General features: G+C 60.4%; 29 protein-coding genes. 15 read left to right on the top strand and 14 right to left on the bottom strand.

All coding sequences use genetic code 11. The features are described from left to right. Positions 1-15 precede the first annotated feature (15 nt). Genes N8H74_RS15700 through N8H74_RS15680 form a run of 5 tightly spaced genes read left to right on the top strand, consistent with a single transcriptional unit; the run spans position 16 to position 3,785 of the window. On the top strand, positions 16-423 hold the full coding sequence (locus N8H74_RS15700; protein ID WP_217830973.1) for a FagA protein: 408 nt from the start codon (positions 16-18) through the stop codon (positions 421-423). Further along, entirely contained in the window at positions 404-1,780 is a 1,377-nt protein-coding gene (locus tag N8H74_RS15695) for a class II fumarate hydratase (protein ID WP_262148645.1), read from the top strand. The genes N8H74_RS15700 and N8H74_RS15695 overlap by 20 nt, the downstream gene beginning before the upstream one ends. 27 nt (positions 1,781-1,807) lie before the next feature. Further along, positions 1,808-2,248: a hypothetical protein gene (locus tag N8H74_RS15690; protein WP_217830971.1), complete on the top strand. Its 441-nt coding sequence runs from the start codon at positions 1,808-1,810 to the stop codon at positions 2,246-2,248. A gap of 1 nt (position 2,249) precedes the next feature. Next, the gene (locus N8H74_RS15685; RefSeq protein ID WP_217830970.1) at positions 2,250-2,861 is read left to right on the top strand and encodes a superoxide dismutase; all 612 of its coding nucleotides are present in this window, start codon (positions 2,250-2,252) and stop codon (positions 2,859-2,861) included. A gap of 30 nt (positions 2,862-2,891) precedes the next feature. Next, positions 2,892-3,785 carry a ZIP family metal transporter gene (locus tag N8H74_RS15680; RefSeq protein WP_217830969.1) on the top strand — a complete coding sequence of 298 codons (894 nt, stop codon included), beginning with the start codon at positions 2,892-2,894 and terminating at the stop codon, positions 3,783-3,785. Positions 3,786-3,794: 9 nt separating this feature from the next. On the opposite strand, the gene N8H74_RS15675 is transcribed toward N8H74_RS15680, so the two are convergent. The 10 genes from N8H74_RS15675 to N8H74_RS15630 all read right to left on the bottom strand — a co-directional run bounded on the left by N8H74_RS15675 (position 3,795) and on the right by N8H74_RS15630 (position 10,911). Next, positions 3,795-4,070, bottom strand: a complete 276-nt coding sequence (locus N8H74_RS15675; protein ID WP_217830968.1) for an HPr family phosphocarrier protein — start codon at positions 4,068-4,070, stop codon at positions 3,795-3,797. A 15-nt stretch (positions 4,071-4,085) separates the two neighbouring features. Continuing rightward, entirely contained in the window at positions 4,086-4,943 is an 858-nt protein-coding gene (rapZ, locus tag N8H74_RS15670; RefSeq protein ID WP_217830967.1) for an RNase adapter RapZ, read from the bottom strand. Positions 4,944-4,945: 2 nt separating this feature from the next. Continuing rightward, the gene (ptsN, locus tag N8H74_RS15665) at positions 4,946-5,410 is read right to left on the bottom strand and encodes a PTS IIA-like nitrogen regulatory protein PtsN (RefSeq protein WP_217830966.1); all 465 of its coding nucleotides are present in this window, start codon (positions 5,408-5,410) and stop codon (positions 4,946-4,948) included. 11 nt (positions 5,411-5,421) lie between these two features. Beyond that, a complete protein-coding gene (gene raiA, locus N8H74_RS15660; protein ID WP_217830965.1) occupies positions 5,422-5,730 on the bottom strand; it encodes a ribosome-associated translation inhibitor RaiA in 309 nt (102 codons plus the stop codon). Between the two features lie 73 nt (positions 5,731-5,803). After that, positions 5,804-7,297, bottom strand: a complete 1,494-nt coding sequence (locus tag N8H74_RS15655; RefSeq protein WP_217830964.1) for an RNA polymerase factor sigma-54 — start codon at positions 7,295-7,297, stop codon at positions 5,804-5,806. A gap of 276 nt (positions 7,298-7,573) precedes the next feature. Beyond that, the gene (gene lptB, locus N8H74_RS15650) at positions 7,574-8,299 is read right to left on the bottom strand and encodes an LPS export ABC transporter ATP-binding protein (protein WP_217830963.1); all 726 of its coding nucleotides are present in this window, start codon (positions 8,297-8,299) and stop codon (positions 7,574-7,576) included. Further along, positions 8,299-8,844 carry a lipopolysaccharide transport periplasmic protein LptA gene (lptA, locus tag N8H74_RS15645; protein ID WP_217830962.1) on the bottom strand — a complete coding sequence of 182 codons (546 nt, stop codon included), beginning with the start codon at positions 8,842-8,844 and terminating at the stop codon, positions 8,299-8,301. Before lptA ends, lptB begins: the two co-directional genes overlap by 1 nt. Then, a complete protein-coding gene (gene lptC / locus N8H74_RS15640) occupies positions 8,831-9,403 on the bottom strand; it encodes an LPS export ABC transporter periplasmic protein LptC (RefSeq protein ID WP_217830961.1) in 573 nt (190 codons plus the stop codon). The genes lptA and lptC overlap by 14 nt, the downstream gene beginning before the upstream one ends. 8 nt (positions 9,404-9,411) lie before the next feature. Continuing rightward, positions 9,412-9,936 (bottom strand): HAD family hydrolase, encoded by a 525-nt coding sequence (locus N8H74_RS15635; protein WP_262148640.1) that lies wholly within the window; start codon positions 9,934-9,936, stop codon positions 9,412-9,414. Further along, positions 9,937-10,911 carry a KpsF/GutQ family sugar-phosphate isomerase gene (locus tag N8H74_RS15630; RefSeq protein ID WP_217830959.1) on the bottom strand — a complete coding sequence of 325 codons (975 nt, stop codon included), beginning with the start codon at positions 10,909-10,911 and terminating at the stop codon, positions 9,937-9,939. 276 nt (positions 10,912-11,187) lie between these two features. On the opposite strand from N8H74_RS15630, the gene N8H74_RS15625 reads away from it, so the two are divergent. From N8H74_RS15625 to hisC, 10 genes are all read left to right on the top strand, one after another. Beyond that, positions 11,188-12,000, top strand: a complete 813-nt coding sequence (locus N8H74_RS15625; protein ID WP_217830958.1) for an ATP-binding cassette domain-containing protein — start codon at positions 11,188-11,190, stop codon at positions 11,998-12,000. After that, on the top strand, positions 12,000-12,797 hold the full coding sequence (gene mlaE, locus N8H74_RS15620; RefSeq protein ID WP_217830957.1) for a lipid asymmetry maintenance ABC transporter permease subunit MlaE: 798 nt from the start codon (positions 12,000-12,002) through the stop codon (positions 12,795-12,797). The genes N8H74_RS15625 and mlaE overlap by 1 nt, the downstream gene beginning before the upstream one ends. Then, positions 12,797-13,264: an outer membrane lipid asymmetry maintenance protein MlaD gene (gene mlaD / locus N8H74_RS15615; protein WP_217830956.1), complete on the top strand. Its 468-nt coding sequence runs from the start codon at positions 12,797-12,799 to the stop codon at positions 13,262-13,264. Before mlaE ends, mlaD begins: the two co-directional genes overlap by 1 nt. Positions 13,265-13,275: 11 nt before the next feature. Further along, positions 13,276-13,926: an ABC transporter substrate-binding protein gene (locus N8H74_RS15610; protein ID WP_262148637.1), complete on the top strand. Its 651-nt coding sequence runs from the start codon at positions 13,276-13,278 to the stop codon at positions 13,924-13,926. After that, on the top strand, positions 13,923-14,222 hold the full coding sequence (locus tag N8H74_RS15605; RefSeq protein WP_217830954.1) for an STAS domain-containing protein: 300 nt from the start codon (positions 13,923-13,925) through the stop codon (positions 14,220-14,222). Before N8H74_RS15610 ends, N8H74_RS15605 begins: the two co-directional genes overlap by 4 nt. 121 nt (positions 14,223-14,343) lie before the next feature. Then, positions 14,344-14,583 (top strand): BolA family protein, encoded by a 240-nt coding sequence (locus N8H74_RS15600; RefSeq protein ID WP_039769303.1) that lies wholly within the window; start codon positions 14,344-14,346, stop codon positions 14,581-14,583. Between the two features lie 22 nt (positions 14,584-14,605). Further along, positions 14,606-15,871, top strand: a complete 1,266-nt coding sequence (gene murA / locus N8H74_RS15595) for a UDP-N-acetylglucosamine 1-carboxyvinyltransferase (protein ID WP_217830953.1) — start codon at positions 14,606-14,608, stop codon at positions 15,869-15,871. Positions 15,872-16,010: 139 nt separating this feature from the next. After that, entirely contained in the window at positions 16,011-16,646 is a 636-nt protein-coding gene (gene hisG, locus N8H74_RS15590; protein WP_085746934.1) for an ATP phosphoribosyltransferase, read from the top strand. A 125-nt stretch (positions 16,647-16,771) separates the two neighbouring features. Next, positions 16,772-18,097 carry a histidinol dehydrogenase gene (hisD, locus tag N8H74_RS15585; RefSeq protein ID WP_262148631.1) on the top strand — a complete coding sequence of 442 codons (1,326 nt, stop codon included), beginning with the start codon at positions 16,772-16,774 and terminating at the stop codon, positions 18,095-18,097. A gap of 2 nt (positions 18,098-18,099) precedes the next feature. Next, entirely contained in the window at positions 18,100-19,152 is a 1,053-nt protein-coding gene (gene hisC, locus N8H74_RS15580; RefSeq protein ID WP_262148629.1) for a histidinol-phosphate transaminase, read from the top strand. A gap of 72 nt (positions 19,153-19,224) precedes the next feature. Here the strand turns inward: hisC and N8H74_RS15575 are convergent, their stop codons facing one another. From N8H74_RS15575 to algW, 4 genes are all read right to left on the bottom strand, one after another. Further along, positions 19,225-19,671 carry a hypothetical protein gene (locus tag N8H74_RS15575; RefSeq protein ID WP_262148627.1) on the bottom strand — a complete coding sequence of 149 codons (447 nt, stop codon included), beginning with the start codon at positions 19,669-19,671 and terminating at the stop codon, positions 19,225-19,227. A 160-nt stretch (positions 19,672-19,831) separates the two neighbouring features. After that, positions 19,832-20,551: a DUF4198 domain-containing protein gene (locus N8H74_RS15570; RefSeq protein WP_262148625.1), complete on the bottom strand. Its 720-nt coding sequence runs from the start codon at positions 20,549-20,551 to the stop codon at positions 19,832-19,834. 12 nt (positions 20,552-20,563) lie between these two features. Then, on the bottom strand, positions 20,564-22,681 hold the full coding sequence (locus N8H74_RS15565) for a TonB-dependent siderophore receptor (protein WP_262148623.1): 2,118 nt from the start codon (positions 22,679-22,681) through the stop codon (positions 20,564-20,566). A gap of 87 nt (positions 22,682-22,768) precedes the next feature. Then, positions 22,769-23,926 (bottom strand): Do family serine endopeptidase AlgW, encoded by a 1,158-nt coding sequence (gene algW / locus N8H74_RS15560; RefSeq protein WP_217830947.1) that lies wholly within the window; start codon positions 23,924-23,926, stop codon positions 22,769-22,771. Between the last annotated feature and the right edge of the window lie 56 nt (positions 23,927-23,982).

Raw genomic sequence — 23,982 nt, 5'->3', positions numbered from 1 at the left:
AATGAGCCCCGGATCATGAGTTCTGCCTTGCACGAGCAGCCGTACCTCGAAAGCTGGCGCTGGATGAGTCGCCAGATCCGCTGCGCGATGGATCCCGACGAACCGCGCCTGATCGAACATTACCTGGCCGAAGGCCGGTATCTGTCTTGTTGCACCGCGACCTCACCCTGGACTGTCGCCGAAACCTCTTTCCGCCTGCTGCTCGACACCGCCGCCGACATCGCGCTGCCGTGGCACTGGCGCAGCCTCTGTCTCGATCAAGCCTGGCGCCCGTTGCGTGAAATGGAGCGCCTGTCGCTGTGCAAATGCCGGCTCAACCGTTGGCAGCGCTACACCTGGCAACTGGCGACCTGCGAGTTGCAACCCTCGATTCCTCTTATTGAACTGGTGCAAGGATTTTCAGATGACCAAGACACGTATTGAGCGCGACAGCATGGGCGAACTGCAGGTGCCGGTGGACGCTCTCTACGGCGCGCAGACCCAGCGTGCGGTGGATAACTTCCCGATCAGCGGCAAGCCGATGCCGAGCCAATTCATCCGCGCCCTGATTCTGGCGAAAGCCGCCGCTGCTCGGGCCAACGTCGAACTCAACCAGCTCAGCGCCGCTCAGGGCAAAGCCATCAGCGATGCTGCCCAAGGCCTGCTCGAAGGCGATTTCATGCAGCACTTCCCGGTGGATATCTTCCAGACCGGTTCTGGCACCAGTTCCAATATGAATGCCAACGAAGTGATCGCGACCCTCGCCAGCCGTCTGCTCGAAGAGCCGGTGAACGCCAACGATCACGTCAACTGCGGCCAGAGCAGCAACGACATCATCCCGACCACCATCCATGTCAGCGCCGCGTTGGCCCTGCACGAGCAATTGCTGCCGGCGCTGCTGCATCTGGTGCAAGTGATCGAACTCAAGGCCGGGCAAGTGCATCACCACGTCAAGACCGGACGCACTCACCTGATGGACGCCATGCCGGTACGCATGAGCCAGGTGCTCAACGGCTGGGCGCAACAGCTGAAGGCCAACATCGGCCACCTGCAAGACTTGCTGCCAAGCCTGCAATCCCTGGCTCAGGGCGGTACAGCTGTCGGCACCGGGATCAACGCGCATCCGGAATTCGCCGCGCGTTTCAGTCGTCAGCTCAGCCAGTTGACTGGCGTGCAGTTCACCCCGGGCAAGGATCTGTTTGCGCTGATTGGCTCCCAGGACACGGCTGTTGCCGTCTCCGGCCAGCTCAAGGCCACCGCAGTGTCGCTGATGAAAATCGCCAACGACTTGCGCTGGATGAACTCCGGCCCGCTCGCCGGTCTCGGCGAAATCGAACTGGAAGGCCTGCAACCGGGCTCGTCGATCATGCCGGGCAAGGTCAATCCGGTGATCCCGGAAGCCACCGCCATGGTTGCCGCGCAAGTGATCGGCAACGATTCGGTGATCACCATTGCCGGTCAGTCGGGCAATTTCGAGCTGAACGTGATGCTGCCGATCATCGCCCAAAACCTGTTGAGCAGCATCGAGTTGCTGGCCAACACCAGCCGTCTGCTCGGTGACAAAGCCATCGCCAGCTTCAAGGTCAATGAGTCGCGACTCAAGGAAGCGCTGTCGCGCAACCCGATCCTGGTCACCGCGCTCAACCCGATCATCGGTTACCAGAAAGCCGCCGAAATCGCCAAGCAGGCCTACAAACAGGGTCGCCCGGTAATCGACGTCGCGCTGGAGCACACCGACCTGTCGCGCAGCCAGCTGGAAGAGTTGCTCAACCCCGAGAAACTCACCGCCGGCGGCGTGTAATTCCCGCAACCGCTTTGGAGGCTCACCATGGAGCACTGGAAACGCACGATCGAACGGGCCAATCGCTGCTTCATGCTGGGCGAGCTGATTGATGCCCGCGAGGCTTACCTGCAAGCCCTGGCGCTGGCCCAGGTGCTGTTCGAGCGCTGGGCCGATGCCGACGAAGCGGTGGCGGCCTGCGTCATTTCCCATCACAACCTGGCGGATCTGCACCTGCGGCTGAACCAGCCGGAGGAGAGCGCCGAGTACCTGTGCGCGATCCATCAGCGCCTGTTGCAGACCATGCAGGACGAGCGTCTGCGCCCGGCCCTGCGGGAAGCGGCGCTGCGCCAGAGCAGCAAGACCTATGTCGAGCTGCTGAATTTCATCAGCGAACACGGCGAATACCCGCGAACCCAGCGTCTGTTGCATCCGGACACCGGCAATGCGCGTCGCCTGCCAGCCCCTCATCACCATGGAGTCCATTGAAATGGCTTTTACCTTGCCTGCCTTGCCTTATGCCTATGACGCACTCGAGCCGCATATCGATGCGCAGACCATGGAAATCCACTACACCAAGCATCACCAGACCTACATCAACAATCTGAACGCCGCCGTTGAAGGCACTGAATACGCCGAATGGCCGGTGGAAAGACTGGTTGCCAGCGTCCAGCAACTGCCGGAAAAACTTCGCGCGGCGGTGATCAATCAGGGCGGCGGACACGCCAACCATTCGCTGTTCTGGGAAGTCATGGTGCCCGGCGGTGGCGGAAAACCGGACGGTGCACTGGCCAGGGCGATCGACGAGCAGTTGGGCGGTCTCGACAGTTTCAAGGAGGCATTCACCAAAGCCGCGCTGACCCGTTTCGGCAGCGGCTGGGCCTGGCTCAGCGTGACCCCCGAGAAAAAACTGCTGGTCGAAAGCAGTGGCAACCAGGACAGCCCGCTGATGAACGGCAATACGCCGATTCTCGGTCTCGACGTCTGGGAGCACGCCTATTACCTGCGTTATCAGAACCGTCGCCCGGAATACATCAGTGCGTTCTACAACGTGATCAATTGGCCGCAAGTCGCTGCGCGTTATCAGGCCGCGCTGGTTTAAGTCATCTATAAAAACAATCCAAGGCTGACTATGGGCACTGAAACACTGGCGATCGGAAGTGGACGTATGTTTCGTTACGCATTCGGCTCGCTGTTGCTGTTGGCGGGCATGACCTTGCTGGTCGCCCACGGGCTGGAATGGCTGGATCTGGAACCGAAACTGTCACGGGCATTGCAGGGCGGCGCGATCTGCGCCCTCGGCACGGCGCTCGGCGCGGTGCCGGTGCTGGTGATCCGGCGCATGCCGCAAGCGTTGAGCGATACCTTGCTGGGTTTTGGTGCCGGGGTGATGCTCGCGGCGACAGCGTTTTCGTTGATCGTGCCGGGCATCGCCGCCGCTGAAAGCCTTGGCCTGACGCCATGGGCGGCCAGTGGCCTGATCTGCTTCGGCATCCTGCTCGGTGCGTTTGGCTTGTATCTGGTGGATCGCCGGGTGTCCGGCGCATCACCGGAAATGCTGATCGGCACGGCCGAGCATCCGGTGATTCCGCCGCGTATCTGGCTGTTCGTGTTCGCCATCATTGCCCATAACATCCCGGAAGGCATGGCGGTCGGCGTCTCGGCCGGCGGCGGCATGCCGGACGCGGACAGTCTGGCCATGGGCATCGCCCTGCAGGACGTGCCGGAAGGTCTGGTGATCGCGCTGGTGCTGGCCGGGGCAGGGATGTCTCGGTTCAAGGCGTTTTTGATCGGCGCGGCTTCGGGTCTGGTCGAGCCGGTGTTTGCCTTGCTATGCGCCTGGCTGGTGAGTCTGGCCGAACTGTTGCTGCCACTGGGGCTGGCGCTGGCGGCGGGGGCGATGTTGCTGGTGGTGACCCACGAAGTCATTCCCGAATCGCGACGCAGTGGTCACGACAAACTGGCAAGCCTGGGCCTGTTGATCGGGTTTTGTCTGATGATGGTGATGGATACGGCGTTGGGCTGATCCTGCGGTTCAACCACCTTCATCGAAGTAGTTGTTGATCAGCGCGACCAGGGCATCCAGCGCTTCCTGTTCCTGATGCCCTTCGGTGCTCAAGTGAATCTTGGTGCCCTTGCCGGCGGCAAGCATCATCATTGCCATGATGCTTTTGCCGTCGACGGTGGTTTCCGGAGTACGGCCGACTCTGATCGAGCAATCGGGAAACTGCCCCGCCACTCCGACGAACTTGGCCGATGCGCGGGCATGCAGGCCCAGCTTGTTGATGATTTCGATTTCCAGAGCAGGCATCGCGGTGTGAATCCTTTAGCTGAGGTCGCGGTGGCGAACCTGGACGTTCTTCAGGGTCTTGTGCAGCGCCTGGCCCAGACGTTCGGTCAGGTAGACGGAACGGTGATGCCCGCCGGTGCAGCCGATGGCGATAGTGACATAAGCGCGGTTGCTTGCGGCAAAACGCGGCAACCACTTGTGCAGGTAAGCGTAAATGTCCTGGTACATCTCTTCGACTTCCGGTTGCGCCGCCAGGTACTCGGCAACCGGCTCATCGAGGCCGGACTGCGCGCGCAGCTCCGGTTTCCAGTAAGGATTGGGCAGGCAGCGTACGTCGAATACCAGATCGGCATCCACCGGCATGCCGCGTTTGAAACCAAACGACTCGACCAGAAACGCCGTGCCCGGCTCCGGCTGGTTCAGCAGACGCAACTTGATGGTGTCACGCAGCTGATAAAGATTGAGGCTGGTGGTGTTGACCTTGAGGTCGGCCAGGTCGGCGATGGGGCCGAGCAGGGCGGTTTCGTCTTCAATGGCTTCCGCCAGCGAGCGGTTGGCGCTGCTCAGCGGGTGGCGGCGACGGGTTTCCGAAAAACGCTTGAGCAGGGTTTCTTCGTCAGCGTCCAGATAAAGCACATCGCACTGGATATGGCGGCTGCGGACTTCCTCGAGCAATTCGGGAAAACGCGACAGATGGCTGGGCAGGTTGCGTGCATCGATCGAAACCGCCACCAGCGGCTGGGACAGCTCGGTGTGGATCAGGGCGCGCTCGGCCAGTTCCGGCAGCAGGCCCGCCGGCAGGTTGTCGATGCAGTAATAGCCGTTGTCCTCGAGGACATCCAGGGCAGTACTTTTACCCGAGCCGGAGCGGCCACTGACGATGATCAAGCGCATGATTACGGCCTGTTCTGCTCTTCCAGTACGACCTGGTACAAGGCTTCGTTGCTGGGCGCGCTGCGCAGTCGGTCGCGCACGTCCTTGCGGTCAAGCATGCTGGCGATCTGACGGAGCAGTTCCAGGTGTGCGTCCGTGGCCGCTTCCGGAACCAGCAGGACGAACAACAGGTCGACTGGCGCACCGTCAATCGCGTCGAAATCGATAGGTGCATCAAGGTGCATCAAGGCACTGATCGGTGCTTCGCAGCCCTTGAGGCGGCAGTGAGGAATGGCGATGCCGTTGCCAAAACCGGTCGAACCGAGTTTTTCACGGGCCACCAGCGCCTCGAAGACATCCTGCATCTCCAGATCCGGCACCTCGCGGGCGATCAGGTTGGCAATTTGTTCGAGGGCTTTCTTTTTGCTGCCGCCCGGCACGTTCACCAGGGAACGGCCGGGGGTCAGGATACTTTCAAGTCGGATCATGGATTGGGGGGTTATCGACCGGTAGCGCCCTGAAGCAGGCTCTGGGTCTTTTCCTTATGCTTTTTGAGTTGTTTGTCCAGCTTGTCGGCCAATGCGTCAATCGCCGCGTACATGTTGGAATCTTCCGCGTTGGCGACGACTTCATTACCAGGAATATGCAGCGTGGCTTCGATTTTCTGCTTCAGCTTTTCGACGGACAGGATGACCTGAACGTTGGTGATCTTGTCGAAATGCCCCTCGAGCCTCTTGAGCTTTTGCTCAACGTAGTCGCGCAGGGGTTGGGTCACTTCCAGTTGGTGTCCACTGATGTTGACTTGCATACAGCTTCTCCTTCGTTGCCAGTGCATAAAGCGGTAGATCAGATGATCTACCACTGGAACGCTGTAACGTGGCTTACATCAACCGCTTGCGTTCGCTCGAAGGCGCGATCCCGAGGGATTCGCGGTACTTGGCGACGGTGCGGCGAGCCACCTGAATGCCTTGTGCCTCCAGTAAACCAGCGATCTTGCTGTCACTCAACGGCTTTTTCTGATTTTCCGCGGCGACCAGTTTTTTGATGATCGCGCGGATCGCCGTGGACGAGCATTCGCCGCCTTCGGAGGTGCTGACGTGGCTGGAGAAAAAGTATTTCAGTTCATAAATGCCCCGGGGGGTATGCATGAATTTTTGCGTGGTCACCCGGGAGATCGTCGATTCGTGCATGCCCACCGCCTCGGCGATATCGTGCAGGACCAGCGGTTTCATGGCTTCGTCGCCGTACTCCAGGAAGCCGCGCTGATGCTCGACGATCTGGGTGGCTACTTTCATCAGGGTTTCGTTGCGGCTTTGCAGGCTCTTGATGAACCAGCGCGCTTCCTGCAACTGGTTGCGCATGAAGGTATTGTCGGCGCTGGTGTCGGCGCGACGGACGAAACCTGCGTATTGCGCATTGACGCGAAGGCGCGGCACCGACTCCTGATTGAGTTCGACCAGCCAGCGCTCGTTGTCCTTGCGCACGATGACGTCAGGTACAACGTATTCGGCTTCGGTGGACTCGATCTGCGAACCCGGGCGCGGGTTGAGGCTCTGCACCAGTTCGATGACCTGACGCAACTCGTCTTCCTTGAGCTTCATGCGCCGCATCAGCTGGCTGTAATCACGGCTGCCGAGCAGGTCGATGTAGTCGGTGACCAGGCGTTTGGCCTCGGTCAGCCAAGGCGTCTTGGCCGACAGCTGGCGCAGTTGCAGCAACAGGCATTCACCGAGGTTGCGCGCACCGATGCCGGCGGGCTCGAATTGCTGGATGCGGTGCAGGACGGCTTCGATCTCGTCCAGTTCGATATCCAGTTCCGGGTCGAAGGCGTCGAGGATTTCCTCGAGGGTTTCGTCGAGGTAGCCCTGATTATTGATGCAGTCGATCAGGGTCACGGCGATCAGGCGATCGGTGTCCGACATCGGCGCCAGGTTCAGCTGCCACAACAGATGGCTTTGCAGGCTTTCGCCGGCGGAGGTGCGGGTGGTGAAGTCCCACTCGTCATCATCGCTGCTGGGCAGGCTGCTGGCGCTGGTCTGGTAGACGTCTTCCCAGGCGGTGTCGACCGGAAGTTCGTTGGGGATGCGTTCGTTCCATTCGCCGTCCTCGAGGTTGTCCACCGTCGGGGCGGTTTCCTGGTAGGAGGGTTCCTGAATCTCGGTGTTGGGCTTCTGTTCGGCGTTGTCGGCCAGGGGATCGGAGTTGTCGAAGTCGTCGCCTTCTTCCTGGCGTTCGAGCATCGGATTGGACTCCAGGGCCTCCTGGATTTCCTGTTGCAGGTCCAGGGTCGACAATTGGAGCAGGCGGATGGCCTGTTGCAGCTGCGGTGTCATCGTCAGCTGCTGGCCCATTCTCAAGACTAGCGATGGTTTCATGGCAGGGGCTTAACACCTTATTCGCCGGCGCACATGCGCCATCCACTACAGGGCGCCGGAGCGCCAAACTTAAGCAAATTATATGCCTGAAACTGAAGTGTTTGCCTAGAGCGCTGTAACAATAAAAACCTATAAAACTTTGTTGACGCGTCGCTCCGGCTGGCGGTTGAACACCTTTGAAGCGGCGTGTTTGCCTGGAGCGCTGTAACAATAAAAACCCATAAAAAGCCGTTTTACTGACGCAGCGCCCGAGCGGTCGATCGGATAACTCAGTGCTTACAGGCGGAACTCGTGGCCCAGATACACTTCCTTCACCAGATCGTTGGCGAGGATGGTCTCGGCGTCGCCTTCGGCAATCAGTTGGCCGTCGTTGACGATGTAGGCGGTTTCACAGATATCCAGCGTCTCGCGCACGTTGTGGTCGGTGATCAGGACGCCGATGCCCTTGGCCTTGAGGTGGTGGATGATCTGCTTGATGTCGCCCACCGAAATCGGGTCCACGCCGGCGAACGGTTCGTCGAGCAGGATGAATTTCGGTGCGGTCGCCAGGGCGCGGGCGATTTCCACCCGGCGGCGTTCACCACCGGACAGGCTCATGCCGAGGTTGTCGCGGATGTGGCTGATGTGGAATTCCTGCAGCAGGCTTTCCAGCTCCTTGCGACGGCCGGCCTTGTCGAGTTCCTTGCGGGTCTCGAGGATGGCCATGATGTTGTCGGCTACCGACAGTTTGCGGAAGATCGACGCTTCTTGCGGCAGATAGCCGATACCGGCCTTGGCGCGACCGTGCATCGGCTGGTGGCTGACGTCGAGGTCGTCGATCAGTACGCGACCCTGATCGGCCTGCACCAGGCCGACGATCATGTAGAAGCAGGTGGTCTTGCCGGCGCCGTTGGGGCCGAGCAGGCCGACGATCTGGCCACTGTCGATCGACAGGCTGACGTCGCGCACGACCTGGCGGCTTTTATAGGCCTTGGCCAGGTGCTGAGCTTTCAGAGTTGCCATTACTGGGTTTTCTCATCGGTTTTCTTTTTCGGCTGGATCACCATGTCGATGCGTGGGCGCGCTTCGGTGACCTTGCTGCCGGTGGCACGGCCGGCGCTTGCCAGCTTCTTGACCGTGTCGTAGACGATTTTCTCGCCCTGGGTGACGTTGTTGTCCTTGTCGACAACCTTGGCCTTGTCGATCAGCACGACGCGGTTTTGCTGGGCGTGGTACTGGATCGTCACGCCCCAGCCTTGTACAGGCTTGGCGTCACCCTGGGTCTGCAGTTGTTCGAAGTAGGCGAGGTTGCCGACCGAGGTCACGACATCGATGTCGCCGTTTGGCGCACGAGTCATGGTCACGGTGTTGCCTTTGACGATCATCGAACCCTGAGTGATGATCACGTCGCCTTTATAAGTGGCAACACCATTCTTGTCGTCCAGCTGGGCATCGTCGGCCTGAATGCGGATTGGCTGCTGTTGATCGTTCGGCAGAGCCCAGGCGCTCACGCTTCCCAGTGCTGCGCCCAGACTGAGCAAAATAGGGAGGGTTTTAACGAGCCTCATACTGTCCTCTTACGTTCGATAGCAGGTGTATCCTGCTTTCCTTCAGATACGCTTTCATTCCCACGCCGGTCGATACACCGCCAGCGCCGTCGATTCTAACGGGTTGCTGGGTCTGCGCATATTGTTGCTGCGGGAACACCGTCATGCGAGTGGAGGTGATCAGGGTGTCGCGGTTCTTTTCGTCGGTGCGCTTGACGCGAACCGAGTCGATCAGCTCGACCTCGGTGCCGCCAGAATTCACTTCACCGCGTTCGCTGGTCACATGCCACGGAAAATCGGTGCCACGGAACATGTTCAGGTCTGGTTTGGTGACCAGGGTGACGTCGGTGGCTTTGACGTGCTCGGCTTTTTCCGAGGTCATTTCGTACTGCACCCTGCCGTCTTCGAGGTATTGCAGGGTGTGCGTGTTGGTCGCGTACCAGTCGATCGGGTTGTCGACGGTCGAGACGGGAGGCTTGTCGAGGAAGCGCTCCGGGCTGATGTTCCAATAGCCGACCGCAGCGAAAATCGCCGCGATACAGCCGAACACCAATACATTGCGAACTTTTTTGCTGAACATTATTTGACTCACAGGTACGCGGCATTGGCCGCATCGAGGCGGTCCTGGGCGCGCAGGATCAATTCGCAGAATTCCCGGGCGGCACCTTCGCCACCACGGGCGAGGGTGACGCCATGGGCGTGCTCGCGGACGAATTCGGCGGCGTTGGCCACGGCCATGCCCAGGCCTACGCGGCGAATCACCGGCAGGTCGGGCAGGTCGTCACCGAGGTAGGCGACCTGTTCATAGCTTAGGCCCAGTTGCTCGAGAAGGCCGTCAAGGACGACCAATTTGTCCTCGCGGCCCTGAAACAGGTGCGGGATGCCGAGATTCTTCGCCCGACGTTCGACCACCGGGGTCTTGCGGCCGCTGATGATCGCGGTTTGCACCCCGGCGTTCATCAGCATCTTGATGCCCTGGCCGTCGAGGGTGTTGAAGGTTTTGAACTCGCTGCCGTCCTCGAGGAAATACAGGCGTCCATCGGTGAGGACGCCATCGACGTCGAAAACCGCCAGTTTGATCGCTTTGCCGCGTTGCAGCAGATCGGTGCTCATTTACATCACTCCTGCACGCAGCAGATCGGAAAGGTTGAAGGCGCCTACCGGGCGGTCTTCCTCATCCACGACGACCAGTGCGTTGATTCGATGGTCTTCCATGATTTTCAGGGCCTCGGCGGCGAGCATCTCGGCGCGGGCGGTCTTGCCGTGTACGGTCATCACCTGATCGATGGTGGCGCTGTGGACGTCGATGCTGCGATCCAGGGTGCGGCGCAGGTCGCCGTCGGTGAAGATCCCGGCGAGTTTGCCGTCGGCTTCGAGAATCACGGTCATGCCCAGGCCCTTGCGGGTCATTTCCATCAGCGCGTCCTTGAGCAGGGTGCCGCGTTGTACCTGTGGCAGCTCCTCGCCGGCGTGCATGACGTTTTCCACTTTCAGCAACAGGCGCCGGCCCAGCGCGCCACCCGGATGGGAAAAGGCGAAATCTTCGGCGGTGAAGCCGCGTGCCTCCAGCAGCGCCACGGCCAGGGCGTCGCCCATCACCAGGGCTGCGGTGGTCGAGGAGGTCGGTGCCAGATTCAGCGGGCAGGCTTCGTGCTCGACATGGACGTTGAGATTGACCTCGGCGGCCTTGGCCAGCGGCGATTGCGGGTTGCCGGTCACGCTGATGAGCTGGATGCCCAGGCGTTTGATCAGTGGCAGCAGGGTCACGATTTCGTTGGTCGAGCCGGAGTTCGACAGGGCCAGGATCACATCATCGCGGGTAATCATGCCCATGTCGCCGTGGCTGGCTTCGGCGGGATGAACGAAAAATGCCGGGGTGCCGGTGCTCGCCAGGGTGGCGGCGATCTTGTTGCCGACGTGCCCGGACTTGCCCATGCCTACCACGACGACACGGCCCTTGCTCGCCAGAATCATCTCGCAGGCGCGTACGAAATCGGCGTCGATATGGGGCAGCAAGCCTTGTACGGCTTCCATTTCGAGGCGGATGGTGCGTTGTGCCGATTGAATCAGGTCGCTGGATTGGCTCATGTCAGAAATCGTATAGCCCGATGAAAAGGCGGCGATTATAGCGGTTCTGTCGAAAAGCCTCACGCTAGTTCGTCACCCTTTGTCATTACTCGTTACCAATTGCCTTAAATAATGCATCGAGCCTGTCATATCCCTGAACGTGGCCGGGCACAGGCCTTGGGCGCTTGGCCTTTGCGGTGATATAGTTCGCCGCCAGTTCGGCCTGCCCGGGATGTAAGCGCTTTCCTTTGAGAAAGCCAGGCGTCCGAGTGAGAGGCTGCATCGCAAGGAGTTTAGATGAGTGCCGATAACGCCTACGCGGTCGAGCTGAAGGGCGTCACCTTCAAGCGTGGATCGCGGAGCATTTTCAATAACGTCGATATCCGCATCCCGCGGGGCAAGGTCACCGGCATCATGGGACCTTCCGGGTGCGGCAAGACTACGCTGCTGCGTCTGATGGGCGCCCAGTTGCGGCCGTCGAAAGGCGAGGTCTGGGTCAATGGCCAGAACCTGCCGAAGCTGTCGCGCAGCGATCTGTTCGATGCGCGCAAGCACATGGGCGTGCTGTTCCAGAGCGGTGCGCTGTTCACCGATCTCGATGTGTTCGAGAACGTGGCGTTCCCCCTGCGTGTCCACACCGAATTGCCGGAAGAGATGATCCGCGACATCGTCCTGCTCAAATTGCAGGCGGTCGGCCTGCGCGGCGCCATCGAGCTGATGCCTGACGAACTGTCCGGCGGCATGAAGCGTCGTGTCGCTCTGGCCCGGGCGATTGCCCTCGATCCGCAGATCCTGATGTACGACGAACCCTTTGTCGGCCAGGACCCGATCGCCATGGGCGTTCTGGTGCGCCTGATCCGTCTGCTCAACGATGCGCTGGGGATCACCAGCATCGTGGTTTCCCACGACCTGGCCGAAACCGCGAGCATCGCTGACTATATCTATGTGGTCGGCGACGGCCAGGTATTGGGGCAGGGCACACCCGATGAACTGATGAGCTCGGACGATCCGCGCATCCGCCAGTTCATGACCGGCGATCCTGACGGCCCGGTTCCGTACCACTTTCCAGCGCCGGATTACCGCGCAGATCTTCTGGGGAAGCGCCGCTGATGCGCAGAATTTCATTGATAGAGCGCGTGCGCCGGTTCGGCAGTGCGGCGATCGACTCCGTTGCGGTGTTCGGGCGCTCGACACTGTTCCTGTTTCACGCCTTGCTGGGCCGTGGCGGCATCGGCGGCGGTTTCGGCCTGCTGGTCAAGCAATTGCATTCGGTCGGCGTGATGTCGCTGGTGATCATCGTCGTTTCGGGGATCTTCATCGGCATGGTGCTGGCGCTGCAGGGTTTCAATATCCTGTCGAGCTACGGCTCGGAGCAGGCGGTCGGGCAGATGGTCGCCCTGACGCTGTTGCGTGAGCTCGGTCCGGTGGTGACTGCGCTGCTGTTCGCCGGGCGTGCCGGTTCGGCGCTGACGGCGGAGATCGGCAACATGAAATCCACCGAACAGCTTTCCAGCCTGGAAATGATCGGGGTCGACCCGCTCAAGTACATCATTGCCCCGCGCCTGTGGGCCGGCTTCATTTCCCTGCCGGTGCTGGCGATGATTTTCAGCGTGGTGGGCATCTGGGGCGGTTCGTGGGTGGCGGTCGACTGGCTGGGGGTCTATGACGGCTCCTACTGGTCGAACATGCAGAACAGCGTGGACTTCGCCGACGATGTGCTCAATGGCATCATCAAGAGCGCGGTTTTCGCCTTTGTCGTGACCTGGATCGCCGTATTCCAAGGCTATGACTGTGAGCCCACTTCCGAGGGGATCAGTCGTGCCACCACCAAGACCGTGGTTTATGCCTCGCTGGCAGTGCTCGGTCTGGACTTTATTCTGACCGCTTTGATGTTTGGAGATTTCTGATGCAAAACCGCACCCTGGAAATCGGTGTCGGCCTGTTCCTGCTGGCAGGGATCCTGGCTTTGCTGCTGCTTGCGTTGCGGGTCAGCGGCCTGTCTCCGACTTCGACCACCGACACTTATAAACTTTATGCGTATTTCGACAATATCGCCGGTTTGACGGTCAGAGCTAAAGTGACCATGGCCGGTGTGACGATCGGCAAGGTCACGGCGATCGATCTGGACCGTGACAGCTTCACCGGTCGGGTGACTTTGCTGGTGGATAAAAGCGTCGACAATCTGCCGACCGACTCCACAGCATCTATCCTGACTGCTGGCCTGCTGGGCGAAAAATACATCGGCATCAGCGTGGGTGGGGAAGACACCCGTCTCAAGGATGGTGGAACCATCCACGACACGCAGTCGTCGCTGGTGCTGGAGGATCTGATCGGTAAATTCCTGCTCAATACCGTTAGCAAAGACGCCAAATGAGGAGCTTTTGAATGATCTCTACCTTGCGACGTGGCCTGTTGGTGTTGCTCGCGGCACTGCCGCTGGTGGCTAACGCCGTGGCGGCGCCTACGGCACACGATCTGGTCCAGGACACGACCAACCGCATGCTGGCCGACCTGGCTGCCAATAAAGAGAAGTACAAACAGGACCCGAACGACTTCTATGCTGCGCTGAACAGCATCGTCGGTCCGGTGGTGGATGCCGAGGGCATTTCCAAGAGCATCATGACGGTCAAGTATTCGCGCAAGGCCACGCCTGCGCAGATGCAGACCTTCCAGGAAAACTTCAAGAAAGGCCTGTTCCAGTTCTACGGCAACGCCTTGCTCGAGTACAACAACCAGGGCATCACCGTCGATGCGCCGAAGGATGAGTCGGGCGACCGCACCAGCGTCGGCATGACCGTCAAGGGCAACAACGGCGCGATCTATCCTGTGTCGTACACCCTGGAGAAGATCAACGGCGAGTGGAAACTGCGCAACGTGATCATCAACGGCATCAACATCGGCAAGCTGTTCCGCGATCAGTTCGCCGACGCGATGCAGCGCAATGGCAATGACCTGGACAAAACCATCAACGGTTGGGCCGGGGAAGTCGCCAAGGCCAAGCAGTCCGCCGAAGCGGAACAGAAGCCAGCGCAATGAGTGAGGCGGCGGTACGAATGAGTGATGTCGACGAGCTGCTGCTCAGCGGAGAGCTGAATTACCGCACCGGTCCGGATCTGCGCAAGGAAGGCCAGGCGCTGATCAAGTCCAGCAAGGCCGCTTCGCTCGTGATCGATTGTTCGGCGGTGGTGAAGTCCAGCAGCGTCGGCCTGTCGTTGCTGCTGTGCTTCATGCGTGATGCGAAGGCGGCCGGCAAGGCCGTGAGTATCCGGGCGATGCCCGAAGACATGCGTGAAATCGCTCAGGTCAGCGAGCTGACCGAGCTGTTGACGTAACTCTGAACCCGCATCGACAGGAAAGCCCCCCGTCAGAGTCCTGCCAAGCGGGGTTCGCAGGCGCGGGGCTTTTTTGTATGATGTCCGACCCGCGCGCACAGGGCGCCGATTGAGGTTGAGCATGCAGGCCGTAGAAGTGAAGAGCTTCCTTGAAGGGAAGCTGCCAGGAACGCTGGTGGAAGTGGAAGGCGAAGGCTGCAACTTCCAGCTGAACGTGATTAGCGATGAACTGGCGGCGTTAAGCCCGGTCAAGCGTCAGCAGAGCATCTATGCCCATTTGAACCCATGGATCGCCGATGGCAGCATCCACGCGGTCACGATGAAATTTTTCAGCAGCGCGGCCTGGGCCGAGCGCACCTGAGCCCTAGGGCGTCGAGATTCTTATGGATAAATTGATTATTACCGGTGGCGCTCGTCTTGATGGCGAGATCCGCATCTCCGGGGCGAAGAACTCCGCCCTGCCGATCCTGGCCGCCACTCTGCTGTGTGATGGCCCGGTGACCGTTGGCAACCTGCCGCACCTGCACGACATCACCACCATGATCGAGCTGTTCGGTCGTATGGGCATCGAGCCTGTGATCGACGAGAAGCTCAGCGTCGAAATCGATCCGCGCACCATCAAGACCCTGGTCGCTCCGTACGAACTGGTGAAAACCATGCGTGCGTCGATCCTGGTACTCGGCCCGATGGTCGCTCGCTTCGGTGAAGCCGAAGTCGCGCTGCCTGGCGGTTGCGCCATCGGTTCGCGTCCGGTGGACCTGCACATCCGTGGCCTGGAAGCCATGGGCGCGGTCATCGACGTCGAAGGCGGCTACATCAAGGCCAAGGCGCCGGAAGGCGGCCTGCGTGGTGCGCACTTCTTCTTCGACACCGTCAGCGTGACCGGCACCGAGAACATCATGATGGCCGCCGCTCTGGCCAAGGGCCGCAGCGTGCTGCAGAACGCCGCCCGCGAGCCTGAAGTCGTCGACCTGGCGAACTTCCTCAACGCCATGGGCGCGAAGGTATCCGGTGCCGGCACCGACACCATCACCATCGACGGCGTCGAGCGTCTGGATTCGACGTTCTTCAAAGTCATGCCTGACCGTATCGAAACCGGCACCTACCTGGTGGCCGCTGCGGTCACCGGCGGTCGCGTCAAGGTCAAGGACACCGATCCGACCATCCTTGAAGCCGTTCTGGAAAAACTCCGTGAAGCCGGCGCAGAAATCACCACCGGTGAGGACTGGATCGAGCTGAACATGCACGGCAAGCGCGCGAAAGCCGTCAACATCCGCACCGCCCCGTATCCGGCGTTCCCGACCGACATGCAGGCGCAGTTCATCTCGCTCAACGCCGTTGCCGAAGGCACCGGCGCCGTGATCGAGACGATCTTCGAAAACCGCTTCATGCACGTTTACGAACTGCACCGCATGGGCGCCAAGATCCAGGTCGAAGGCAACACCGCCATCGTCACCGGCACCGATGTGCTCAAAGGCGCGCCAGTCATGGCGACCGACCTGCGTGCGTCGGCCAGCCTGGTGATCTCGGCCCTGGTGGCCGAAGGCGATACCCTGATTGACCGCATCTACCACATCGACCGTGGTTACGAGTGCATCGAAGAAAAACTGCAGATGCTGGGCGCCAAGATCCGTCGCGTTCCGGGCTAGTCGCTGCGGTATGGGCGCAGGGAGGCGCCCGCTGAATTCGTTTCGAGTCGAGGGTTGTCTTTTATCGGGCAACCCTCGATGTGTGTCCGGCGCCATTTGCGACCGGACATGAGTACCTTGATAAGGACTGACGTTACCCATGTTGACCATTGCACTGTCCAAGGGCCGCATCCTTGACGACACCCTGCCGCTTCTCGCCGAAGCGGGCATCGTGCCGACCGAGAATCCGGACAAGAGCCGCAAGCTGATCATCCCCACGACCCAGGAAGACGTACGCCTGCTGATCGTGCGCGCCACCGACGTGCCGACCTATGTCGAGCATGGCGCGGCCGACCTCGGCGTTGCCGGTAAAGACGTGCTGATGGAATACAGCGGCCAGGGCTTGTATGAGCCGCTGGACCTGCAGATTGCCCAGTGCAAGCTGATGACCGCCGGCAAGGTCGGCGCTGTCGAGCCCAAGGGCCGCCTGCGCGTCGCCACCAAATTCGTCAATGTCGCCAAGCGTTACTACGCCGAGCAGGGCCGTCAGGTCGACATCATCAAGCTCTACGGCTCGATGGAGCTGGCGCCGCTGATCGGCCTGGCCGACAAGATCATCGACGTGGTCGACACCGGCAACACCCTGCGTGCCAATGGCCTGGAACCCCAGGAACTGATCGCCACGATCAGCTCGCGTCTGGTGGTCAACAAGGCTTCGATGAAGATGCAACACGCCCGTATCCAGGCGTTGATCGATACCCTGCGCAAGGCAGTGGAATCGCGACACCGCGGCTGATGTACCTGCGCGACCTCAAGGTCGCGCCCGTCTATCCGCCTCATAGCCAGAATCTCAGGTGCCCAAGCGGAACGACTGCTAAGTTAGGGCGCCTGAGTTTTTGCCATTCCTATGAGGCTCTCGCTATGACCGCACCGACTGCAATTCGCCGACTCAACGCTGCTGACCCGGATTTCGCGCATCATCTGGATCATCTGCTGAGCTGGGAAAGTGTGTCTGACGACTCGGTCAATCAGCGGGTGCTGGACATCATCAAGGCTGTGCGCGAGCGCGGTGACGCGGCGCTGGTCGAGTTCACCCAGAAGTTCGACGGCCTCGAAGTCGCCTCGATGGCCGATCTGATCCTGCCGCGCGAGCGTCTGGAACTGGCCCTGACCCGCATCACCGTGGCTCAGCGCGAGGCGCTGGAAAAGGCCGCAGCGCGGGTGCGCAGCTACCACGAAAAACAGAAACAGGACTCCTGGAGCTACACCGAGGCTGACGGCACCGTGCTCGGTCAGAAGGTCACGCCGCTGGATCGCGCCGGCCTGTATGTGCCGGGTGGCAAGGCGTCTTACCCGTCGTCGGTGTTGATGAACGCGATTCCGGCCAAGGTGGCCGGCGTGACCGAAGTGGTCATGGTGGTGCCGACGCCACGAGGCGAAGTCAACGAACTGGTGCTGGCCGCCGCCTGCATCGCCGGTGTCGACCGGGTCTTCACCATCGGTGGCGCACAAGCCGTGGCGGCACTGGCTTACGGCACCGAAAGCGTGCCGCAGGTGGACAAAGTGGTCGGCCCGGGCAACATCTATGTGGCGACGGCCAAGCGCCATGTGTTCGGCCAGGTCGGCATCGACATGATTGCCGGCCCCTCGGAAATCCTCGTGGTGTGTGACGGCCAGACCGATCCGGACTGGATTGCCATGGACCTGTTCTCCCAGGCCGAGCACGATGAAGATGCCCAGGCGATCCTGGTCAGCCCGGACGCCGGATTCCTCGACAAGGTCGCTGCGAGCATCGACAAACTGCTGCCGACCATGGACCGCGCGACCATCATCGAAACGTCGATCAATGGCCGTGGCGCGCTGATTCAGGTGCGGGACATGGCTCAGGCCATCGAAGTCGCCAACCGCATCGCCCCGGAACACCTTGAGTTGTCGGTCGCCGACCCACAGGCCTGGCTGCCGCAGATCCGCCACGCCGGTGCGATTTTCATGGGCCGCCACACCTCCGAAGCACTGGGCGACTACTGCGCCGGGCCGAACCACGTACTGCCGACCTCCGGCACCGCGCGTTTCTCCTCGCCGCTGGGTGTGTATGACTTCCAGAAACGTTCGTCGATCATCTTCTGTTCCGAGGCCGGTGCTTCGGAGCTGGGCAAGACCGCGTCGGTACTGGCCCGTGGCGAATCCCTGAGCGCGCACGCACGCAGCGCCGAATACCGCATCCTCGACGAAAAGAAAGGTGAGTGAAGATGAGTAAATTCTGGAGTCCGTTCGTCAAGGATCTGGTGCCGTATGTGCCGGGCGAACAGCCGAAGCTGGCCCGACTGGTCAAGCTCAACACCAACGAAAACCCATATGGTCCGTCGCCAAAAGCCCTGGCGGCGATGCAGACCGAGCTCAACGACAACCTGCGCCTGTACCCGGATCCGAACAGCGACCTGTTGAAAAACGCGGTGGCCAACTACTACGGCGTGCAAAGCAATCAGGTGTTCCTGGGTAACGGCTCCGACGAGGTGCTGGCCCACGTTTTCCACGGTCTGCTGCAACATGACAAGCCGCTGCTGTTCCCGGATATCAGCTACAGCTTCTATCCGGTTTACGCCGGGCTGTACGGCATCCAGTTCGATGCGGTGCCGCTGGATGCACAGTTCCGGATCGATCCGGCGGACTACGCCAAAGCGAACGGCGGGATCATTTTCCCCAACCCGAACGCGCCGACCGGTTGCCTGCTGGCGCTGGACGCGATCGAGCAAATTCTCAAGGCCAACCCGGAATCGGTTGTGGTGGTGGATGAGGCCTACATCGACTTCGGCGGTGACACGGCGATCAGCCTGGTGGATCGTTATCCGAACCTGCTGGTCACCCAGACCCTGTCCAAGTCGCGCTCGCTGGCCGGCCTGCGCGTAGGGCTGGCGGTGGGCCATCCTGATCTGATCGAAGCGCTGGAGCGGATCAAGAACAGCTTCAACTCCTATCCGCTGGATCGTCTGGCGAATGTCGGCGCGGCCGCAGCGTTCGAGGATCGCGAGTATTTCGACAAGACTTGCCGTCTGGTGATCGAGAGCCGCGAATGGGTGACCGCACAGTTGCAGGCCAAGGGCTTCGAGGTGCTGCCATCGGCGGCGAACTTCATCTTTGCCCGCCACCCGCAACATGATGCGGCAGGACTGGCGGCCAAACTGCGGGAGCAGGGCGTGATCGTGCGGCACTTCAAGCAGGAGCGGATTGCGCAGTTCCTGCGGATCTCGATCGGCACGCCGGAGCAGAATCAGGCGTTGATCGAAGGGTTGGGCTCGCTGTAACGCAGTGATGAACACAGTTCCTGTCTGGCGAGACGGGAACTGTGTCATCAAACACTGCGGTCACGACTTCACTCAGTTTCTCTTGGTCGCCTTGAATTTTATATTGGCTGTTGTCTGGTCATTGAAAATGAAGTGAATGGTGGCCTCAAGCGTGCGATAGCCGACGGAGAACTTTCCAGTCATCGCGCCACTTTCCGGTATATACATCTTGCCCTCGTAATTCATTGCCCACTGGAAGTGATATTTCGGGTCGTTGCGAACATAAGACTCCTGAAAGTTATGTGAAGCGCCCTTGGGCAGACTTATGACGACAACGTCGTTGTCGGTCCCACCTTTGTTGCCGCTGATCTCGCGTAAGTAATTCGCGCTGATCATGCCTTGGTTGAAGTTTACGATGGGTGATTGGAGAGTCAGGTTTCCCCATACGATCTCGATCTCGCCTAAATCAAAGTCAGTGCCTTGTTCCGGGTTCGGGCCGGATGGCAGTTCCGTCTGCTGAATTTTTTCCGAAATGTTCATTTAGCGATCCCTTCATCAATGAAATGGTATTTCAACGACCAGGATCAGGTTATGGGCGGCACGAGTTTTCAACTACTGACAGAACTGACAGGTATCAATACTGTTTCGCTTGCTTGTACCGCCGGTTTTCAGTCAATTGGTTATTGGGTGCTGGCGTCGATCATTCGTGATGCGGTTCGCCAAGGAACGTCAGCGAACTGAACAACCCCCGACTGTCGACATCAGCGCTGTCTTTGACCGGCACTTGCACCTGCGCGGCAATCACATTCAAACCTTCGTTGCGCACCAACACCTGCGCGCGGCCATCCTTATCGGTCTCGGTACTCAAGGTGTTCGGGGCGCTGCGATAATCGCCGATCAACTTCACTCCCGCTGCAGGTTTGCCATCGAGCAGCACGCGTACCGGCAGTGATTTCCCCGGCCCGACCGTCAGCGGATCGACTTCCGGCAGAATCAACAGTTTGATCTGCTCAAGTTTGGGCAACTTTGCTCCAGCCTGATAAATCGCGAGGCTGTATTTGAAGGTATGGGTGGCCTCGATGGCGCCCGGGACTTTGCTCCGTCCTTCATTGATCCATTTCTTGTCAGCGGTTTGCGACCACATGCCGTTGTCCAGCGCGACGGCCATAATCGCAGGTGACTTCAGCGGTTGCAGGCGTGCGTGATCCACGAGGCGTTCGACGCTGACCGGGATCATCTTTCCCGCTGCGTCGTAGGCCCAGGCGCCACTGATTTTCTGCGCCTTGAAGGCGTTGTCCTCGGCGCCGTGACCGTAGACCACTTCGATATTGCCGCGCCGCTGCTCAGTCCATAGACCGTGGGCCGAGGCTTGAGTGGCGAACAGGGCTGCGACGAGCAGAAGGGATTTGCTGTAGTGCATGGTGACGTCCTTTTACAGATTGAGTGTCAGGCTGACAGTGAAGGTGCGCGGCTCGCCGGGATTGACCCAGTAGTTGCTGTAGGAGCGCTCGTAATATTTTTCGTCGAACAGGTTGTTCAGGTTCAGGCCGACAGTGACGTTGTCGCTGGCCTTGTAATGGGCCAGCAGGTCGACGGTGTGATAAGCCGGCAGTTCGAAGTCGCTGCCAGCCTCGCCCGAGCGGTCGCCGACATAGGTGAAGGCAGCGCCGACATCCGAGCCGCGCAGCAGGCCGTCCTGAAACTCATAGACTCCCAACAGACTGCCGCTGCGCCGGGCGACGCCGAGAATGCGGCTGCCGGCAGGAACGACGGCGTCACCCTTGGTGACTTCGGCGTCGATGTAAGCCAAGGCGCCGATGATGCGCACGGCGTCGGTCACCTGGCCGGTGACTTGCAGGTCGAAACCCTGGCTGCGCGCCTTGCCCATGGCCCGGCTGGTATCGGTGCGGGGATCGAGGGCAAGGACGTTTTCCTTTTCGATATGAAAGAAGGCGAGGGTGCTGCTCAGGCGCTCGTCGAACAGTTCGTTCTTGATTCCGATCTCATAACCGATGCCTTCTTCCGGCTTGAACGCTTTACCGCTGGCGTCGAGGCCGTTGTTCGGTTTGAACGAGCTCGAGGCATTGGCGAACACCCCGGTTTGCGGCGTCAACTGGTAGAGCAGCCCGACGCGCTGGGTCAGCGCGTCGTGACTCTGGCGGCTGCTGGCGGCTCGGGAGTGATCGTCGATGCGTTGGTCGAAATGCTCGAAGCGCACACCAATCATCCCGCGCAGCTTGTCGGTGAAGATGATCTGGTCCTGCAGGTTCAGCGCGTGGCTCTCGACGTGTTCGAAAAAGTCGCTGCCCGAGCGTGCGCCGTCAGGTTTGGGCTGGCCGTAGATCGGGTTGTAGATGTCGATGGCATAGCGGCCACCAGCAATGGTGGTGACGCGTTCGTTCTTGCGGAAGTTTTCGTACTCGGTGCCGACCAGCAATTCGTGCTGCCAGCTGCCGAGGTCGAACAGGCCGCGTAATTCCAGTTGAGTGATGCTGTCGTGCCAGTTGCTGTCGCGCTCGCGATAGCGTCGATTGACGCTGTGACCGTCGGCGTTCAGCGGGCGACTTTCCGAGGCGTAGCCCCAGAGTTTGCCTTCCTTGTAGTGGCTGGCCAGGCGCAGTTTCCAGCCGTCATTCAGATGATGTTCGAGGGCGGCCTGGAGCATGTTGTTGTGATTGTCGATGTCGCCGTCATCGGGCTCGCCGAGGAACGTCGAGCGCGAGACGCCGCTCCATTTATTGTCCGGCGCGACGATGCCACGGTCGAAGGTCGAGCTATGACGGACGAATTCGCTTTCCACCAGCAGGCTCGTGTCCGGGTTCAACTGCCAACTGAACGAGGGGGCGGCGAAGACCCGCTTGCTGCTGACGTGATCGCGGAAGCTGTGATTGTCTTCGATGGCCAGATTGATTCGCGAGAGGACGTCACCCTGTTCGTCGAGCGGGGCGTTGACGTCCAGCGCGGTGCGATAGCGATCCCAACTACCGGCGCTGGTCTGCAAGGTGGTGAAGGCGCGGGGCTGCGGTTTCTTGGTGACGATGTTCACCGTGCCGCCCGGGTCGCCACGGCCGTACAGGCTGGCGGCCGGGCCCTTGAGTACTTCGATGCGCTCGATATTGGCCGTGTCCGGGGTGCTCGGATAGCCACGGTTGGCACTGAAGCCGTCCTTGTAGAACTCGGAAGTTGTGAAGCCGCGCACGCTGTATTCGTAAAGCGTCAGGCCGCCGAAGTTGTTTTGCTTTGATACGCCACCGGCAAAATCCAGCGCCCGCTCGACGCTGTTGCTGCCCAGATCCTTGAGTACGCTGGCCGGCACCACGCTGATGGCCTGCGGTATATCGCGAATTGCCGCGTCGGTTTTGGTCGCGCTGCTCGAACGGGTTGCGCGATAACCAGTGACCGGCCCGGTGGGCGATTCGTAGTCGGAAGTGACGCTGATGGCGTCGAGTTCCAGGGGCAGGGGCTCTTCGGCAAAGACAGGATCACCCAGCAATCCAAGAGGCAGGCCGAGGGTCAAGCGGAGTCGCGAGGCGTTTTTCCGAGACGACATGTTATGTTGTTCCAATTCTTCAATTGAAACAATATAACATGCCTGTTGAGAATGTCTTCTATTCGCGCGCCCCGCGCGAGCGAAGTCTTACTCTTCTTTTTCCTGCACCGGCGCCGGCGGTGGGCGCAGACCGATTTCGGCGGTGAGTTTCAACTCCTTGCCGTTGCGCATGACCTGGATCGTCACTTTGTCAGTCGGTTTGATTCGCGCCACCTGGTTCATCGAGCGACGACCGTCACCGGCCGGCTCGCCATCGATGCTCAGAATCACGTCACCCAATTGCAGGCCGGCCTTTTGCGCGGGGCCGTCGCGGAAAATCCCCGCTACCACGATCCCCGGACGTCCGGACAGACCGAACGATTCCGCCAGTTCCTGAGTCAATGGTTGCACTTCGATGCCGAGCCAGCCGCGAATCACCTGGCCGTGTTCGATGATCGACTTCATCACTTCCATTGCCAGTTTCACCGGGATCGCAAAACCGATGCCCTGGGAGCCACCGGACTTGGAGAAGATCGCGGTGTTGATCCCGGTGAGGTTGCCGTTGGCATCGACCAGCGCGCCGCCGGAGTTACCGGGGTTGATCGCGGCATCGGTCTGGATGAAGTCTTCGTAGTTGTTCAGGCCCAACTGGTTGCGCCCGGTGGCACTGATGATGCCCATGGTCACCGTCTGGCCGACGCCGAACGGGTTGCCGATGGCCAGCGCGACGTCGCCGATACGGATGTTGTCGGAGCGTCCGACGGTGATCGCCGGCAGGCTTTTCAGGTCGATCTTCAGGACAGCGAGGTCGGTTTCCGGGTCGCTGCCGATCACCCGGGCCAGGGTTTCCCGACCGTCCTTGAGCGCCACGACGATCTGGTCCGCGCCACTGGTCACGTGGTTGTTGGTCAGGATATAGCCTTCCGGGCTCATGATCACACCGGAGCCGAGGCTCGATTCCATGCGTTTCTGCTTCGGCGAGTTGTCACCGAAGAAGCGCCGGAACTGCGGGTCCTCGAACAGCGGATGGGCCGGTTTGGCGACGACCTTGGTGGTGTAGAGGTTGACCACCGACGGTGCAGCGATGGTCACCGCGTCCGCGTAGGACACCGGCCCCTGCTGCACGCTGGTGGTCTGCGGGGCCTGTTGCAGATTGACGTCGAGGCTTGGCAGCCCGACCCACTGCGGGTAACGCTGAATAATCAACAGAGCGATAAGCACACCGGCCAACAGCGGCCAGCCGAAAAAACGCAGCGCCTTGAGCATTAAGCACGTCCTGGAAAAGTTGCAGGCGGGGTCAGACCGCCCATAATGTCGCGCAT

Origin of the sequence: Pseudomonas sp. B2M1-30 (genome assembly GCF_025447575.1) — a bacterium.
In the GTDB taxonomy this organism is placed as follows: Bacteria; Pseudomonadota; Gammaproteobacteria; order Pseudomonadales; family Pseudomonadaceae; genus Aquipseudomonas; species Aquipseudomonas botevensis.
The sequence above is the reverse complement of the archived record's forward strand: the minus strand, read 5'-3'. Positions and strand labels throughout refer to the sequence as shown.